We start from the raw sequence: 15,709 nt of genomic DNA on the forward strand, positions 1-15,709 counted from the left end.
GGACATGCCCGCCTCGAGCGGGAGCCGGCGGGTATCCGCATGGCGACGACGGTTGAGGAGAGTCAGCAGACGATGCGCATGCTCGTCACCGGGGGCGCCGGCTTCATCGGCGCCAACTTCGTGCACCAGACCCTGCGCGAGCACCCCGAGTTCGAGGTCGTCGTCCTCGACGCCCTGACCTACGCCGGCAACGAGGCCTCGCTGGCCCCGGTCCGCGACGACATCGAGTTCGTGCACGGCTCGGTGGCCGACGCCGAGCTCGTCGACCGGCTGGTCAGCCGCTGCGACCTCGTCGTCCACTTCGCCGCCGAGAGCCACAACGACAACTCGCTGCGCGACCCGTCGCCGTTCCTCACGACCAACATCGTCGGCACGTTCACGTTGCTGGAGGCCGTGCGCAAGCACGGCGTCCGCTACCACCACATCTCCACCGACGAGGTCTACGGCGACCTCGAGCTCGACGACCCGGCGAAGTTCACCCCCGAGACGCCGTACAACCCGAGCAGCCCCTATTCGGCGACCAAGGCGGGGTCGGACCTGCTGGTGCGGGCGTGGGTGCGCTCCTTCGGCATCCACGCCACCATCTCCAACTGCTCCAACAACTACGGGCCGTACCAGCACGTGGAGAAGTTCATCCCCCGGCAGATCACCAACGTGCTCTCCGGGCTGCGCCCCAAGCTGTACGGCGCGGGCGAGAACGTGCGCGACTGGATCCACGTCGACGACCACAACTCCGCCGTCCACGCGATCCTCGACCGCGGCCGCTCCGGCGAGACCTACCTGATCGGCGCCGACGGCGAGAAGAACAACCGCGAGGTGCTCGCCCTCATCCTCGAGCTCACCGGGCAGCCGACCGACGCCTTCGACCCCGTCACCGACCGGGCCGGGCACGACCTGCGCTACGCCATCGACGCCACCAAGCTGCGCACCGAGCTCGGCTGGACCCCGAGGTACACCGGCTTCCGCGACGGGCTAGCCGCCACCATCGACTGGTACCGGGCCAACGAGGGCTGGTGGCGTCCGCAGAAGCAGCAGGTCGAGGCGACCTACGCGGCCCAGGGGCAGTGAACGCGGTCATCGTCGGCGCGGGCGGCCAGCTCGGCCGCGCGCTGCGCCGCGAGTTCCCCGACGCCGTGGCCCTGGACCGCGCCGCCCTCGACGTCACCGACGCGACCGCCGTCGCGGCGCACGACTGGTCCGGCGTCGACGTCGTGCTGAACGCCGCCGCCTGGACCGCCGTGGACGCCGCGGAGGACCCGGCCAACCACGACGCCGTCCGCGCGGTGAACGTCGACGCCGTCGGGCACCTGGCCGAGGCCGCCGTGGAGCACGGTTTCGCGCTGGTGCACGTCTCCAGCGAGTACGTCTTCGACGGCAGCCACCCCGGCCCCATCCCGGAGGACCTGCCGCCCTCGCCGCTGAGCGTCTACGGGCGCAGCAAGGCCGACGGCGACGCCCGCGCCACCGCGATCGAGCGGCACTGGCTGGTGCGCACCACCTGGCTGGTGGGAGAGGGCGGCAACTTCGTGCGCACCATGGCCGCCCTCGCCGACCGGGGGACCAGCCCCTCGGTGGTCGACGACCAGATCGGCCGGCTCACCGACGCCCGCGACCTCGCCGCCGGCATCCGCCACCTCGTGGAGACCCGCGCCCCGTACGGCACCTACAACCTCACCGGCGACGGCGAACCGGGCAGCTGGGCCGACGTCGCGGCCGCCGTCTTCACCGCCCGCGGCCGCTCGGCCGACGACGTGACCCGGGTGAGCACCGCCGAGTACTTCGCCGGCCGGAGCGGCATCGCGACCCGGCCGCTCAACAGCGTGCTGGATCTCGGCGAGATCACCGCCAGCGGATACCGGCCGCGTGAATGGCGCGCCGCCCTGAGGTGCTACCTCGACGAGCTGGGTGGAGGCGGATCCCGGAGGGGGTGACCTCCGCGGGGGTCGCCCCCTCCGTCGCAGTCGTCCCACGTGACACACGCGTCCCGACGCCCTCACGGGGTGAAGTCGAACCCTTACGATTTCCGCATGCGACGACTGGCTCTCGAGCGTCCACCTTCCTGGGGCATCCTGGCGCTGGTCCTGCTGGTGCTGGGCAACGTCGCGCTGTTCACCGTCATGGGCATGCGTCCGGCTCCGGCGGACACCTACGAGAGCCAGGCGCCGGCCGGAGCGGGCTCGCCGGTCCCGGCGGAGTCGCCCGTGACTCCTGCGGAGACGGAACCGAGCGAGCCCCCGGTGCTCGCCGTGTACGGCGACGGGTACGCCGCCGGGAACGAGATGGGTGGTCAGGGGGCGACCGGCTGGCCGGCGCTCGTGGCCCAGCGGACCGGAACCGAGCTGGCCCTCCACGCCGTGCCGCAGGCCGGGTACGCCTCGATCGGCGTCACCGGCCAGGACTACATGGGTCTCCTGGGCGCCGCCCCGGTTCCGGACGCCGACATCACGCTGCTCTTCGGCAGTCGCAACGACGCCGACGAGGACCCGGCGCAGGTGAAGGCACAGGCCGTCGCCGCCATGGCTGCTGCAGCGCAGAACGCCCCCCAGGCGATCCTCGTCGTCATCGGGCCGGTCTGGGACGACGGCGACGCGCCGGCGAGCGTCCTCGCCGTGCGTGACCTCGTCCAGGCTGCGGCGCAGGGAGCCGGCGCCGTCTTCGTGGATCCCCTCGCCGACGGCTGGTTCGGCACGGGTAGTGGGCTCATCGCGACCGACGGCATCTCCCCCACGGACGCCGGGCACGCCTACCTCGCGGAGCAGATCGCCCCGGTGGTCACCGCCGCCCTGCAGTAGGGCGGGCTCGACCCCTACCGGGTCCCGCGGCCGCAGCCCCTCAGCGGGTGGAGCTGCTGCCGCCGTGCGTGGCGGTCGGAGTGGCCGGGCACGCCCTCGGCCCCTGTCGCCGCACCGGTGCCGGTCCCGTCGCCCGGGCTCCGCGCATGCCTCGGCCCGGCCGCAGCACGCGCTGCGACCGGGCCGAGAGTCCAGTGGGCTACTACCGGGAGGCGGCAGGCAGCGCACGCGCCGGGACGGGAGGCCGGGCAGGGACCGGAGGAAGGTTCCTCGCCGTGCCCACCTGGGTGTCGGCCAGGTCGACCGGCGCCTCGGCACTCGTTCCGCAGAGGGCCTGCAGCAGGGGGATCAGCGCGCCGAAGATCTGGTCGCCGACCTCCTGGTGGACCGTAGCGGCGTGACCCATGGGGTCGACCACGTCGTCGGACTCCCGCTCTGCCAGGCGGCGCGTCGCCCGCTGCGCGCCCAGGGCGGCGACCAGGGCCTTCGCCCGCTCGTCCAAGGCGCCGACCGGGGGGAGCGCACGGAGGTCGACACCTTCGAGCAGTTCCGCGGCCTCCCGCAGGGTGTAGGTGCGGAACATGGCCCGCGGGGCGAGCTTGAGCGCCGAGCGACGGTGCCGACGAGTCATCGTCAGCGTGAGATCCGCGGCGTCGACGAGGTCGCCGGTGAGCTGCTGGGCGGTGAAGCCGGCCGGGTCCCCACCCAGGCCCGCCAGCACGCGCGCCGAGGAGGGCTCCATGCCACTCCCGACGACCGCGTGCGTCCCGGCGCTCGACGTCCCGACCACGGCTGCCGAGGCGCCGAGCGTGTCGTCGAGGAAGGCCCGGGTGAGCCGCTCCCCCATGGGAGAGCGGCAGATGTTCCCGGTACAGACGAAGAGGATGCGCACGAGGCGGATTCAACCGTTCCGCTGGGCGCGGACCGGTCCGCGACCACCGAAGAGGGCGCGGTGTCTCCGGGCGGAGGAACTTGCGTCACACTGGTGACACGGCGTCCCAAGACGCACACGTTCAGCGACATATCGACACCTGGACGTTACGTTGCTCGAGTCATCGGAACGGCGCCATCCCCTGAGCGGTGCTGGCCCTTGACTGGATCTGAGAGCGGGGGGTCCGTGGACCTGAAGGATGTCGTTCAGGCGCTGCGAGCAGGATGGTGGCTCGTCGTCACCGCGGTACTCCTGGGTGTCGCCGCGGGTGGTGCGGCCACGTGGTCGGCAACGCCGCTGTACGAGTCGACCACGAAGCTCTTCGTGTCGACGTCCACCACGACGGACACGTCGTCGGCCTACACGGGCAACCTGTTCTCCCAGCAGCGGGTGGCCTCGTACGCCGAGTTGCTGACCGGCGTGCAGCTCGCGGCGGAGGTCGTCGAAGAGCTCCGGCTGGACATGGCGCCGGACGAGTTGGCCGAGATGGTGTCGGCCACCATCGTCCCTGACACCGTGATCCTCACCGTCACGGTCAGCGACACCTCTGCCCGACGGGCGCAGGACATCGCCGACTCCCTGGGGCGGCAGTTCGCGGAGCAGGTCGCCGAACTCGAGACGCCGCCCGGCGCCGAGGTCTCCACGGTCAAGGTCGCCACCGTTCAGCCGGCCGCCTTCAACGACACTCCGGTGAGCCCGGACGAGGTCCGGAACGTCACCCTCGGTGCGGTGCTGGGAATCCTGGCCGGCCTGGGCCTGGCCCTGCTGCGCAGCCGGATGGACAACACGGTGAAGAGCAGTGAGGACGTGACCCACCTGACCGGCGTGGGGGTCATCGGGACCGTCCTGGAGGACGCGCGGGTCGGCGAGGACCACGTGGTGACCGACCAGGACCAGCACTCGATCGCTGCCGAGGCCTACCGGTCGATCCGGACCAACCTCCAGTTCCTGAACGTCGACAACCCGCCGCGGGTCATCGTCGTCTCGAGCGCCGTCCCGGGCGAAGGCAAGTCCACGCTCGCGGTCAACCTGGCGACGGTGCTCGCCCAGGCCGGTAGCCGTGTCATGCTCATCGAGGCCGACCTGCGCCGCCCTCGCGTCACGCGCTACATGGGACTGATCAGTGGTGCCGGGCTGACCAACGTGCTCGGCGGTACGGCCATGCTGCACGAGGTGGTCCAGCCGTGGGGCGACGGTCGGCTCAGCGTGCTGGCTGCCGGCCCCATGCCGCCGAACCCGAGCGAGATGCTCGGCTCCCGGCACATGCAGGTCCTGCTCGACGAGCTCCGCGAGCGGTACGACTACGTCCTGATCGACGCCCCGCCGCTACTGGCGGTCACCGACGCTGCGGTGCTGACGGCCGTCTCCGACGGCTGCCTGCTGACGTCCCGCTACGGCAGGACCCGGCGCGAGGAACTACAGGAGGCCGCGTCCTCGCTCGCGCGGATCGACGCCTCGCTGCTCGGCGTCATCCTCAACCGGGTGCCGCAGTCGGCAGGCGCGGCGCGGGGCTACGGCTACGCCTACAGCTACGAGGCCGACCCCTCCCGGGACACCACCGGCGTGGTCCGCTCCATGACCAGCGCCCGTTCCGGGCGGGGACGTGGCGCCCAGCCGGTCGACGACACCGGCCCCGTGGCGGCTGTCCGGTCCCGGCGCTGAACGACAGGGGTCCGTGATGGCGGTGGCAGGCGGTGTCGGCCGGAATGAGCGGGGGCCGACCGAGCACGGCAGCCGAGCGGCTGCGGCAGGCGACGGCGTGACGAACGGGGGCGGTCCGATGGAGCGGCGCATGACGTGGCGCTGGCGGCTTCGGCGATGGGGGCTCCTCTCGGCCGACGTGCTGCTGATCGGCAGCGGACTGGCCATGGCGAGTGCAGCTCGCTACGACGGCGAGCTCGGCCGGATCGACCAGTCCGGTCTGATCGCGGCTGCCGGCATCGCCATCACGGTCTACCTCCTCGTGTCGGTGGCGCTCCGGCTGCACCAAGGCCGGCACCCGGTGGGGAGCGCCGACGAGGTCACCGTGATGGGCCTGGCCGTAGCCGTTGCCTGTCTGACGGTTCTCACGATCGACACCGCCGGCGGTGCGGCGAATCTGGTGCCACGTTCGGTGCCCCTGATTGCCGTGCCCGTGGCTTTCGTGTCCATGCTCCTGGTCCGCCTGACGGTGCGGCGGCTGCGCGACTTGTCGGTGCGCCCGCAGCAGGGCCGACGCACGCTGGTGTTCGGCGCGGGCGACGCGGGCCACCAGCTGGTCCGTTCCATGCTGGGCCGGCCGGAGAGCCCCTTCCTGCCGGTGGGCGTGCTCGACGACGACCCCAAGAAGCGCTACGTCCGCATCAGTGGAGTCCGCATGCTGGGCGGGCGCGACGACATCGCCGACGTGGCGCGGACGACGGGCGCGGAAATCTTGATCATCGCCCTGCCGTCGGCCGAATCGGCGATCGTCCGCGAGCTCTCCCGCCTGGCCATCGCTGCCGGTCTCTCGGTCAAGGTGCTACCCGGTCTGTCGGACCTCGCCGGGAACGGCGTGGGCATCCGCGACGTCCGGGACATCGACATCGCCGACCTGCTGGGCCGGCGCCAGATCGACACCAACGTCGACGCGATCGCCGGGTACCTGACCGGTAAGCGGGTGCTCGTCACCGGCGCCGGGGGATCCATCGGATCGGAGCTGTGCCGCCAGATCTCGAAGTACCAGCCGGCCGAGCTGATCATGCTGGACCGGGACGAGTCGTCTCTCCACGCCGTACAGCTGGCCATCCACGGCGAGGCCCGTCTCGACCTTCCCGAGGTCGTGCTGGCCGACATCCGCGACTCGGAGACGCTGTCGGCGATCTTCCAGGCCCGGCGCCCCGACGTGGTGTTCCACGCCGCCGCGCTCAAGCACGTCACGATGCTCGAGCAGTACCCGGACGAGGGCTGGAAGACCAACGTGCTCGGCACGCGGAACGTTCTCGAGGCGGCGTCCGCGGTGGGGGTCGGCCACTTCATCAACGTCTCCACGGACAAGGCCGCGGACCCGGTGAATGTGCTCGGGCGCACCAAGCGCATGGCCGAGCAGCTCACCGCCACCTACGCGCAGCGCAACGCCGGCGCCTTCCTCTCCGTGCGGTTCGGCAACGTGCTGGGCAGCCGCGGATCGGTCCTGACCACCTTCGCCGCCCAGATCGCGCGCGGTGGGCCGGTCACCGTGACCGATCCGGAGGTGACCCGCTTCTTCATGACCATCCCCGAGGCGGTGCAGTTGGTCATCCAGGCCGGGGCCATCGGCCGCGGCGGCGAGGCGCTGGTCCTCGACATGGGCGAGCCGGTCCGCATCGCCGACGTGGCTTGCCAGCTGGTCGCCCTGTCGGGCGAGCACATCGACATCGTGTTCACCGGATTGCGGTCGGGGGAGAAGCTGCACGAGGAGCTCACCGGAGAACAGGAAACGAGCCGCCGCGCGGTGCACCCGCTGATCAGCCACGTTGCTGTCCCGCCGCTGGATGAGTGGGTCCTCAGCCGGCTCGGTCGCCGTGCGGGCGACGGTCCGGGCGTCCCGTCCCAGGCCGTCAGCGCCGAGGAGAGTGCCTCGCTGGGCCTGCTGCCGGTCGCGAGGGGATGATCGGCGTGGTGGCTGGAGGCGCTGTCCTGCTCAGTGGCGTGCTCGCGACGGCATTCCTGGCATTCACCCCGCGGCTGCTGCGCAGACTCGACCTCTACGACGTCCCTTCCGCGCGGTCCTCGCACGACCGCCCGGTGCTGCGCGGTGCCGGCGTCGCGGTGGCCACGGCGATCGTCGTGGTGCTCTTGGGAGCGAGCGCTGCGGTACCCGAGACGGACGCCGCCGTGCTGCGAGCGGTCGCGGCGGCAGTCGCCGTCTTCGCAACGCTCGGGTTCGTCGAGGACCAGCGGGGCCTCGGCGTGGGAGTGCGGCTGCGCCTGCAGGCAGCGCTGGCCGTACTGGCGGCCGGTGCGCTGGCGGCAGCGACATCTTCCTGGTGGTGGTGGCTGCCGGCCGCGCTGCTGGTCGCGGGGTACGTCAACGTGGCCAACTTCATGGACGGCATCAACTGCATCTCGGCTCTCCACGGGACAGTGGCCGGCGTCAGTCTGGCCCTCATGGGGGTTCTGGAAGGCCAGCGGTGGCTGATTGTCGCGGGGCTGGTCGGCGGCGCCGCCTTCGCCGCCTTCCTGCCCTGGAATGGGCTGGGCCGGGTGACCTACTTCCTCGGTGACGTCGGCAGCTACACCTTGGGGGCGTTCGTCGCCGCGGTTGCGGCCGGCGCGGTGGTGACCGCGGCCCACCCGTGGCCGGTCCTGTCCATCCTGTCCGTCTACGTGCTCGACGTCGGGCTGACCCTGCTGCGGCGCCTGCGTGCCGGCGAGGACATCACCCAGGCGCATCGTGACCACGTGTATCAGCGGTTGACCCGCACCGGGCTCCTCGGGCACCTGCCGACGGGCATTCTGGTGGGCTGCTGCACCGTGGGAGTCACTGCCGCGGGATGGATCGGGGCGTCAGCCGGTCGCGTGGGGGTGGCCGTCCTGTGCGTCGCGGCCCAGGCCGCCATGCTGGGCGCCTATGCGGTCCTGCCCGGCGTGCTCGCCCACCGACGTCCGGCCCAGGGCGGCGGCGTCGGGCCGATGGCCGCGGCACCAGCCCGTACCGGCTGAGCCCAGCGGCGAGCGCTTCCGGCCACTGGGGAAGCCACGTGGCGCAACCCGACGGAGTGCGGGTAGGCGACCAGCCGGTCGGTGGCGAGCATCGACACGCATGCAACGCGTGATGACGTTCCATCAGTGCGACCGCTGGGCGGTGGCTCGGCCGGAGCGGAGCGGAACGGGCCGGACGGCGAGCAGCACGGCGATGTCGTCGACCGGCCGAGCAAGGGGCAGCCGGTGGGCGCTTGCCCGGGTCAGCTGCCCCAGCCCGACGTGCCGCCGGCCACGCGCGCACTGGTCACGGCAGAACCTCCAACGATTCGTAGGATCGGACCAGGCGGTCGTACACACCGGCCTCCCGTCGACTCGGGTCGGCACTGCGGCGCGCTTCCGTCACCATGCGGGCATAGTCGTCCCGGTTCAGGTTCCGCATCGCCACGACGGCCCGCCGGAGAGAGTCCACGTCTCCGGCTGGGTGCATCAAGCCGTTCTTCCCGTGCGTGACAAGTTCCCGATTGCCCCGAATCTCCGATGCGATGACCGGCCGGCCCGCCGCCAGGGCCTCGATCACGCTGCGTGGGACGCCCTCGCGGTAGCTCGGCAGGGACAAGGCGTGGGCTCGCTCCACGAGCGCGCGGACGGTTGCCGGCTTCGCCATGCCGTGCACCGTGACGAAAACCGGCCCGAGCGCCGCAGCTCTCGCCCGCACCTCGTCAGAGACTCCGTCGCGATCTGACGGCAGGGCGTCACCGACGATGTCCAGGTGGACCCCGTCAACGCCGTTGACTGCTTCAAGCAGGTCGAGGATTCCTTTTTCTCGCACCAGCCGACCGACATATACCAGGCGCAGGGGTCCTGTTCCTCGGTGTTCCGCCGCGGATATTTCGAACCATTCATCCTGCACGCCGTTGCCGAGCAGGACGAGTGGTTCGCCGTATTCACGCGCGGAAGCCTCGGCAAGGTCCTCCTCGCTTTGGAAGAGCAGCAGGTCTGTTCGCTTCGCCAGGCCCTTCTCCAGGCGTTGTACGAGCCTTTCGCCCGGCCCTCGAGGAGGCCATTGATGGGAGAAGCCGTGCACTGTGTAAGCGATCTTCATGTGGCGTGGCCAGAGCGACCTCGGAACGAGGCGTGCAGGCAAGGCGGCGGCTGGGGTGTGGAGGTGCAGCAGAGCCGGGCGCACCCGGCGGACCACGCGAACCAGTTCGCTGGTGGAAGTCAGCATCCGGCTCGGTGAAGGAGACCGCGGGAAGGCGATGTCGTGCGTGGTGAACGATGACAGCCGGCCCCAGTGCTCCTCCGACGTGCGGCCGCATGCCACGTGGACGTCGTACCCCCGCGCACTCAGGTGCTCCAGCTGGGGTGCGAGCAACTTCGCGGCTGTGAAGTCCACCGCCGCCACGTGCAGAATTCGTCGGGTACTCTGATTCACACGACTTCCCCTCGCTGCGGAGCACCGTTGACACTCATCTCGAGATTCCCTTGGTTCGGTGCTCCCGTTCCTTTGCACAAGCATCAACAGTCACATCAGAATCGTCTGCACCACGTGCCTCACGAATTGCGGGCCACAGTGCTCCGGAATGGCGTGGAGCGTACCTCTCCGTCCACTGGCGGGCTCGTGTCGGCCTCACGCGTGCGCCGATGAGCGGACTGGCACAGGTCTCCCAGCGCTTTCAGCTGCCGGCCTGGTCGGCCGCGCAGGCGGGCCTGCAGATGCTGGTCGCCGTGTTGAGCGCCCGGTGGCTCGGCCCGGCCGACCGGGGCTCTCTGGTGCTGGCCACCACGCTCGCGACTCTGCTCCTCCTCCTCAGTGGCCTCGGCGTCGGCACGGGCGCGCGGGTCGTGCTTGCCGAGCCGTCGACCTGGTGGACGTGGCCCCGCTACGTCGTTCTCGCCGGCGCCATGGCGGTGCCTCACGGGTTCGTCGCCCTTGTCGTGGGGCTTCCCGTCCTGGGTGTTCTGACAGACCCGGACCCGGCGACCCAGGCTCTGTTCGTGTTGTACTCCGCACTGGCGCTGAGTGCCTCGCTGCTCCGAGAAGGCCTCCACGGCCGGGGGCTGCACCGGCAGGGGATCGGCCTGGACGTGCTGGCAGCGGCGATCCAGCTGGTGTTGACGGCGGCCATCCACCATGCAGGTCGGCTCACCGTGGCCACCGCCCTGGCCGCAGCGAGCGCATGTCTGGTGCTCACCGTGCTGGGTCAACTCGCCGTCGGGCAGCGTGGCTCCGGGCAGGGGCCGCGCCTCGGGTGTTCCTGGCGGGTGCTCCTCACCCAGGGGCGGATGTTCGTGGCGTTCAGTCTGCCGGGACTGGTCACCTCTCTCGGGCAGTCCTTCGTCATCCACGGTGACCGTCTGGTGCTCGGGGCGGTCGGATCCAGCGCCGCGGTCGGCGTCTACAGCGCCGCCTCCTCCCTCGCCGCCCTCGCGTGGTTCATCCCTGCCGCCTTCACCGGCGTGCTCACCCGGCGGGTGGCGGCAACGGGATCCCTGCAGGCGTGGGAGCGGAGCTGGAAGCCTTTCGTCGCCTCCTCCGCCGTCCTCGCATGCGTGACGGGATCGCTGGGCACGATGATCTTCCCCCTGCTCCTGGGGGCGGACTATCGAGAGGGAGCCTCGCTGGTTGCAGTGCTGTCCATCGCGGCAATCCCCTACGCCGTCTATCAGTACGATTCGGCCGCCTGCCAAGGCCTGCGCGACCTGAAGACAGGGACCCTCGGGGCCCTCTCAGGATCGCTCCTGGTCCTCGTCGTCCTCGTGCCGATCATCATCGAATTCGGCCCGCCTGGTGCGGCGGTAGGGATGATCGCCGTGTACACGGCGATGGCGGCCGTCGCGCGGTTCCGGCTGCGCAGGTTGCAGAACCACGCGACCGAGGCAGCAAGAGGAGCGGTGGCGGTCCATGTTGCCTAGCGCATCGACACCCCGGCTCGTCACGGTGTCGGCGTACGGCCACGCCGGTCCCAGTAGTCGCGTCCGGGTCTATGACTGGCTGCGCCACCTGGAGGCGTCATCGACGAACCATGACTACCTGGGCGCGGCCGACGCTTCCTTCCGGCGCATCATGTCGCGCCCCGGTGCGGCGTTCCGGTCAGAGATGGCTCTCCGTCGGCTGAGCGGGCGGCTCGTCGACGCCACGCTGTTGCTGTCCAGAACCGCCACCCCCCTGACGACGGGGAGGTTGGAGGCCGGTCTGCTGACAGCGGCCAGGCGAGGCGTCTACGACTTCGACGACGCCCTGTACGCGGACCGGCGGGGCGGCGTGCACCGCCTCTTCGCCAAGCCGCGCGCCTGGTCCCGCGCCGTCGCGGCAGCGGACGTCGTCGTCGCCGGCAACGCCACCCTGGCCCAGGCTGCCCGCGAGTACAACGACGCAGTCGTCGTGGTACCGAGCTGCGTCGAGCCCGGCGACTACGACGCCAAGGACTCCTACGAGGTCACCGGTCGACCTAACCTCGTCTGGGTCGGTTCCCCGGCGACCGAGCAGTACCTCGCGCACCTGGCGCCGGCGCTGTCCCGCCTGCACGCCGCGTGCGACGCGGTCGTGACGGTGGTGAGCCGCGGGGACCGACCATTCCCCGGTATGGATCACATGGTCCGCCGGGTCGACTGGTCCCCTGCTGCGGCGAGGGAGCAGTTGGCCCGCGCCGATCTCGCGCTCGCACCACTGGTCGACGACGAGTTCACCCGCGGCAAGTGCGCCTACAAGCTGCTCCAGTACGGCGCTGCCGGCGTGCCGACCGTCGGGTCTCCCGTCGGGGTCAACCGCACCGTCCTGCAGGATCTCGGCGGCTCCGCCGCAGCCGATCTCGAGCAGTGGTTCGCCCGGGTGGCGGACGTGCTCGCCATGGCACCTGCCGACCGCGCCGAGCTGGGACGGCGTGCCCGTGCCGCGGTCGCGGAAACGTACAGCTACGGCGCGTGGGCGCCGGTCTTCTGGCGGATCCTCTTCCCGGATCTGCCGTGGAGCGCCCCCGACGCGGGCGCGCCACCACACCGAGCATCCCCGGGGGACGAGCGATAGATGTCCGACCTTTACGCCTTGATCCTCGGCCTCATCCTGACCGCGGCGACCGCGGTGACCTGGCTGGCCCACCGGCGGATGGCGGTGGCCGTGGCGCTGCACAACGGTGCGTGGGCTTGTGGGCTGTTGATCGTGGGCAGCGGCCTGATGAATTACGTCGCCCTCTCGGTGACCGCCTGGATGGTGATCACCGGTTCCATCGTCGCCTTCAACTTCGGTGCGTGGGTGGTGGCCCGGAGGGGCAGGCAGGAGCCTGTCGCGGACGGGGAGGAGGCGGCGTCCGGAAAGTCCATCGCCTTCATGGGACTGTCGGTCTATTGGGCGATCTTCGTCCTGTTCAACATCGGCTTCGGCCTGTACCTGTCGACGATTGCCCGGCTCTACGGTCTGTCCACGCTGATCCACGACCCGGTGTCCATCCGCGGAGACACCGAGATCGGGTACATGGAGGCCTTCCCTGTCTACGGCAAGGCGCTGTTCTACCTGGCGCCGCTGTGCTTCGTGCTGACCCTTTTCCCCGGGTTCGTCCGGGGTCTGCGCAACGTGCCGGTCATGCTCCGCTACGGAGTCATGGCGTGGTTGATCGTGGCCCAGGCCGCGACGCTGCAGCGGACCAACATCTTCACGACCCTCGTGTGGGCGGCCGGTGTCTACCTGCTCGCCCAGGCCGTCGGTTCGGTGGATCTGGGTGTGCGGCTCCGCCTGCGTCACGCCGTCGCGGTGCTGCTGGTCGGCGTCGTCGTCTTCCAGGGGATCGCGTTGATGCTGGGCAAGACGGGGACGACCAACCCGGCCGTCCGGTACACGGTCAGCCCGGAAATGCGGGACAGCAGTTTCACCGGAGTCCTCCATTACGCGGGCGGCGGGATCCCCGCGTTCGGGATGCTGGTCGAGTCGCGGAACGACAGCTGGCCGTCCGACGCACGTGGCGCCACCTACTACGGGGACTACAACCCGCAGACGTGGGGAGCGGCCACGCTGAGCGCGGTGTTCGACGTCGTGCCCGGTGCGCCGAAATGGGACGAGATCGCGGCACACATCCGGGTGCCGGCACCCACGAACGTCTACACCTGGCTCGAGCCTTGGTATCGGGACTTCCGGGCCGTCGGGGCGCTCGCCGGGTGCCTGCTGACGGGCGCCCTCTGCGGCTTCTTCACCCGCCGCACCGTCCCGTCGCCCGGAGCGCTGCTGGCGGGAGGGCTGATCATCGGTGGCACCGGTCTGGCGGTCTTCGCCAACCGGATGACGTCCACCATGACCCTCGTCCTGTTGCTCGCGCTGGGGATCCTGCACCTCTCCAGCCGCTGGCGGACCGGGGGCCGGCCGATCGCCGGGCCGCGCCGGCTCACGCCCAGCGGCTCAGCCAGGCGTGCAGCATGAGCACGTGCCAGAGGGCGTGAGCGTGGTCGGCTCGGCCGGCGAGGTGGTCGGTCCACAGAGACCGCACGGCCTCTGCGTCCACCAGCCCGGTGCGGGCCAGCGTCTGCGGGGCGAGCAGGTCAGCGGCCCACGGGCGCAGCGGCCCCCGCAGCCACTCCGCCACCGGCATGGCGAAGCCCATCTTCGGCCGTTCGAACAGGGCGGGGTCCAGATACTCGGACAGCAGCGCTCGCAGGACCACCTTGCCGCGAGACCCGTCGACCTTGTACTGCTGGGGCAGCGACCAGGCCAGGCGGTAGACGGCGGGATCCAGCAGCGGCATGCGGGTCTCCAGCGATGTCGCCATGGCCGCCCGGTCGACCTTCACCAGGATGTCGTCGCGCAGGTAGCCCTGCACGTCGGCCAGCATGATGGCCGACGTCAGCGGGAGGTCGCGGGAGAGCGCCGCGGCCGCGGCCGGTGCGCCGATCAGGGCGCCGCGTGCAGCGGTCGCCGTGAGTCGTCCGTAGAGATCGTCGGCGTCCCGGAAGTCGAGCACGCTGGCGACCTTCTGCACCCGCGCGCCGCGTGAGCCGGTGGGGGTGCCATCCACCCCCGGGCGGTGCAGCCCGTCCCACCAGTCGACACGGGGCCAGCGCAGGGCCCGGGCCGCCAGCGCGCGTGCGGGGCGCGGGAACCGGCTCAGGTGCCGGCTCAGGCGGGGTGCGAGGGTGTGCCGGTTGTAGCCGCCGAAGAGCTCGTCGCCGCCGTCGCCCGAGAGTGCGACGGTGACCTGCTCCCGCGCGAGCCGCGCGACGAGATGGGTGGCGACCTGGGAGGAGTCGCCGAAGGGCTCGTCGTACATGGTGGCGAGGCTGGGCACGACAGCAAGCACGTCGGCGGTACCCAGGGTCCAGCTCGTGTGCTGCGTGCCGAGAGCGCGGGCGACCTCCGACGCGTAGCGGGCCTCGTTGAGGCGGGTGTCCTCGAACCCGATGGTGAACGACTTCACCGACGCGCCTGCCTGCGCCTGCAGGATGGCGGTCACCAGCGAGGAGTCCACGCCGCCGGAGAGGAACGCGCCCACGGGCACGTCGCTCACCGTGCACCGGCCGACGCTTCGACGGAGTTCCGCGTCCACTGCCTCCACCGCCTCGGGGAAGGTGCCGGAGAAGGGGTCGTCGCGGGCCCCCCGGGCCTCGGCGCCGGCGTCCCAGTAGGTGATCGCTGCGGCGTCGGCCGGGACGACGGCGCTCGACAGGCGGAACCCGAGCACCTGGCCGGGCTGCACCTGATGCACGCCCCGGTAGATCGTCCGCTGCTGCGACACGCACCCTCGGGCGATGACGTCCGTGACGCCTGCCGGGTCGAGATCGCGGGAAAAGCCGGGCATGCCCACCAGCGCCTTGAGTTCGCTGGCGAAGGCCAGCGTGCCTTCCGAGGCGTACCAGTAGAGGGGTTTCTCGCCGAAGCGGTCACGGGCGAGCCACAGCATGCCGGCATCCAGGTCTGCGTAGGCAAAGGCGAACATGCCTACCGCCCGGCCGGCCAGGCCCGCGACCCCCCACTCCCGGCAGCCGGTCAGCAGCACCTCGGTGTCGGAGCTGGTCCGGAACGCGTGCCCGCGGGCCTCCAGCGCTGTCCGCAGGTCCCGGAAGTTGTAGATCTCCCCGTTGAAGGTGACGGCGGTGCGCCCCGACGGGTCGAGCATGGGCTGGCTCGCCGCGTCGCTGAGGTCGATGACCGCGAGCCGGCGGTGTGCGAAGGCGATGGGCCGGTCGGCTGCCACCCACTCGCCCGATCCGTCCGGCCCCCGGTGGGAGATCGCCGCCGCCGCCGCGCGGAGCATGTGTCGGACGTCGGCGCGATCACCGGTCGCACCCGTCCCTGCAATGCCCACGATGCCGCACACGAGCACCCACCCTAGGCGTTTTCAAGCCCCTCCAGGACCGGTCC

General features: G+C 71.1%; 12 protein-coding genes. 9 read left to right on the plus strand and 3 right to left on the minus strand.

Translation table 11 applies throughout. The features are described 5' to 3' along the window. Nucleotides 1–39: 39 nt before the first annotated feature. The 3 genes from rfbB to C5507_RS02975 all read left to right on the plus strand — a co-directional run bounded on the left by rfbB (nucleotide 40) and on the right by C5507_RS02975 (nucleotide 2,792). A complete protein-coding gene (gene rfbB, locus C5507_RS02965) occupies nucleotides 40–1,068 on the plus strand; it encodes a dTDP-glucose 4,6-dehydratase (RefSeq protein WP_242611286.1) in 1,029 nt (342 codons plus the stop codon). Beyond that, nucleotides 1,065–1,931 (plus strand): SDR family oxidoreductase, encoded by an 867-nt coding sequence (locus C5507_RS02970; protein WP_158657477.1) that lies wholly within the window; start codon nucleotides 1,065–1,067, stop codon nucleotides 1,929–1,931. Before rfbB ends, C5507_RS02970 begins: the two co-directional genes overlap by 4 nt. Before the next feature lie 96 nt (nucleotides 1,932–2,027). Continuing rightward, a complete protein-coding gene (locus C5507_RS02975) occupies nucleotides 2,028–2,792 on the plus strand; it encodes a GDSL-type esterase/lipase family protein (protein WP_104527043.1) in 765 nt (254 codons plus the stop codon). A gap of 202 nt (nucleotides 2,793–2,994) precedes the next feature. Here the strand turns inward: C5507_RS02975 and C5507_RS02980 are convergent, their stop codons facing one another. Then, on the minus strand, nucleotides 2,995–3,684 hold the full coding sequence (locus C5507_RS02980) for an arsenate reductase/protein-tyrosine-phosphatase family protein (RefSeq protein WP_104527044.1): 690 nt from the start codon (nucleotides 3,682–3,684) through the stop codon (nucleotides 2,995–2,997). A gap of 225 nt (nucleotides 3,685–3,909) precedes the next feature. On the opposite strand from C5507_RS02980, the gene C5507_RS02985 reads away from it, so the two are divergent. From C5507_RS02985 to C5507_RS02995, 3 genes are all read left to right on the plus strand, one after another. Continuing rightward, nucleotides 3,910–5,385: a tyrosine-protein kinase domain-containing protein gene (locus C5507_RS02985; protein WP_158657478.1), complete on the plus strand. Its 1,476-nt coding sequence runs from the start codon at nucleotides 3,910–3,912 to the stop codon at nucleotides 5,383–5,385. Between the two features lie 130 nt (nucleotides 5,386–5,515). Further along, nucleotides 5,516–7,333, plus strand: a complete 1,818-nt coding sequence (locus C5507_RS02990) for a polysaccharide biosynthesis protein (protein ID WP_207225896.1) — start codon at nucleotides 5,516–5,518, stop codon at nucleotides 7,331–7,333. Between the two features lie 8 nt (nucleotides 7,334–7,341). After that, nucleotides 7,342–8,385, plus strand: a complete 1,044-nt coding sequence (locus tag C5507_RS02995; protein WP_158657479.1) for an MraY family glycosyltransferase — start codon at nucleotides 7,342–7,344, stop codon at nucleotides 8,383–8,385. 286 nt (nucleotides 8,386–8,671) lie between these two features. Here the strand turns inward: C5507_RS02995 and C5507_RS03000 are convergent, their stop codons facing one another. Beyond that, the gene (locus tag C5507_RS03000; RefSeq protein WP_158657480.1) at nucleotides 8,672–9,763 is read right to left on the minus strand and encodes a glycosyltransferase; all 1,092 of its coding nucleotides are present in this window, start codon (nucleotides 9,761–9,763) and stop codon (nucleotides 8,672–8,674) included. A gap of 248 nt (nucleotides 9,764–10,011) precedes the next feature. Between C5507_RS03000 and C5507_RS03005 the strand changes: the two genes are divergently transcribed. The 3 genes from C5507_RS03005 (at nucleotide 10,012) to C5507_RS03015 (ending at nucleotide 13,774) form a co-directional block, all read left to right on the plus strand. Continuing rightward, nucleotides 10,012–11,283, plus strand: coding sequence for a lipopolysaccharide biosynthesis protein (locus C5507_RS03005; RefSeq protein WP_104527048.1), 1,272 nt, complete (start codon nucleotides 10,012–10,014; stop codon nucleotides 11,281–11,283). Between the two features lie 184 nt (nucleotides 11,284–11,467). Further along, the gene (locus tag C5507_RS03010; RefSeq protein ID WP_158657481.1) at nucleotides 11,468–12,394 is read left to right on the plus strand and encodes a glycosyltransferase; all 927 of its coding nucleotides are present in this window, start codon (nucleotides 11,468–11,470) and stop codon (nucleotides 12,392–12,394) included. Continuing rightward, entirely contained in the window at nucleotides 12,395–13,774 is a 1,380-nt protein-coding gene (locus C5507_RS03015; RefSeq protein WP_104527050.1) for an O-antigen polymerase, read from the plus strand. On the opposite strand, the gene asnB is transcribed toward C5507_RS03015, so the two are convergent. Beyond that, nucleotides 13,740–15,671, minus strand: a complete 1,932-nt coding sequence (gene asnB, locus C5507_RS03020; RefSeq protein ID WP_104527051.1) for an asparagine synthase (glutamine-hydrolyzing) — start codon at nucleotides 15,669–15,671, stop codon at nucleotides 13,740–13,742. The genes C5507_RS03015 and asnB overlap by 35 nt on opposite strands. Nucleotides 15,672–15,709: the final 38 nt, after the last annotated feature.

Origin of the sequence: Blastococcus saxobsidens (assembly GCF_002938435.1) — a bacterium.
In the GTDB taxonomy this organism is placed as follows: domain Bacteria; phylum Actinomycetota; class Actinomycetes; order Mycobacteriales; family Geodermatophilaceae; genus Blastococcus; species Blastococcus saxobsidens.

What these genes read in the sequence shown, in the direction of transcription:
- rfbB (WP_242611286.1), top strand. Translation starts at nt 40, where the DNA reads ATGGCGACGACGGTTGAGGAGAGTCAGCAGACGATGCGCATGCTCGTC.
- C5507_RS02975 (WP_104527043.1), top strand. Translation starts at nt 2,028, where the DNA reads ATGCGACGACTGGCTCTCGAGCGTCCACCTTCCTGGGGCATCCTGGCG.
- C5507_RS02990 (WP_207225896.1), top strand. Translation starts at nt 5,516, where the DNA reads ATGACGTGGCGCTGGCGGCTTCGGCGATGGGGGCTCCTCTCGGCCGAC.
- C5507_RS03005 (WP_104527048.1), top strand. Translation starts at nt 10,012, where the DNA reads ATGAGCGGACTGGCACAGGTCTCCCAGCGCTTTCAGCTGCCGGCCTGG.
- C5507_RS03010 (WP_158657481.1), top strand. Translation starts at nt 11,468, where the DNA reads ATGGCTCTCCGTCGGCTGAGCGGGCGGCTCGTCGACGCCACGCTGTTG.
- C5507_RS03015 (WP_104527050.1), top strand. Translation starts at nt 12,395, where the DNA reads ATGTCCGACCTTTACGCCTTGATCCTCGGCCTCATCCTGACCGCGGCG.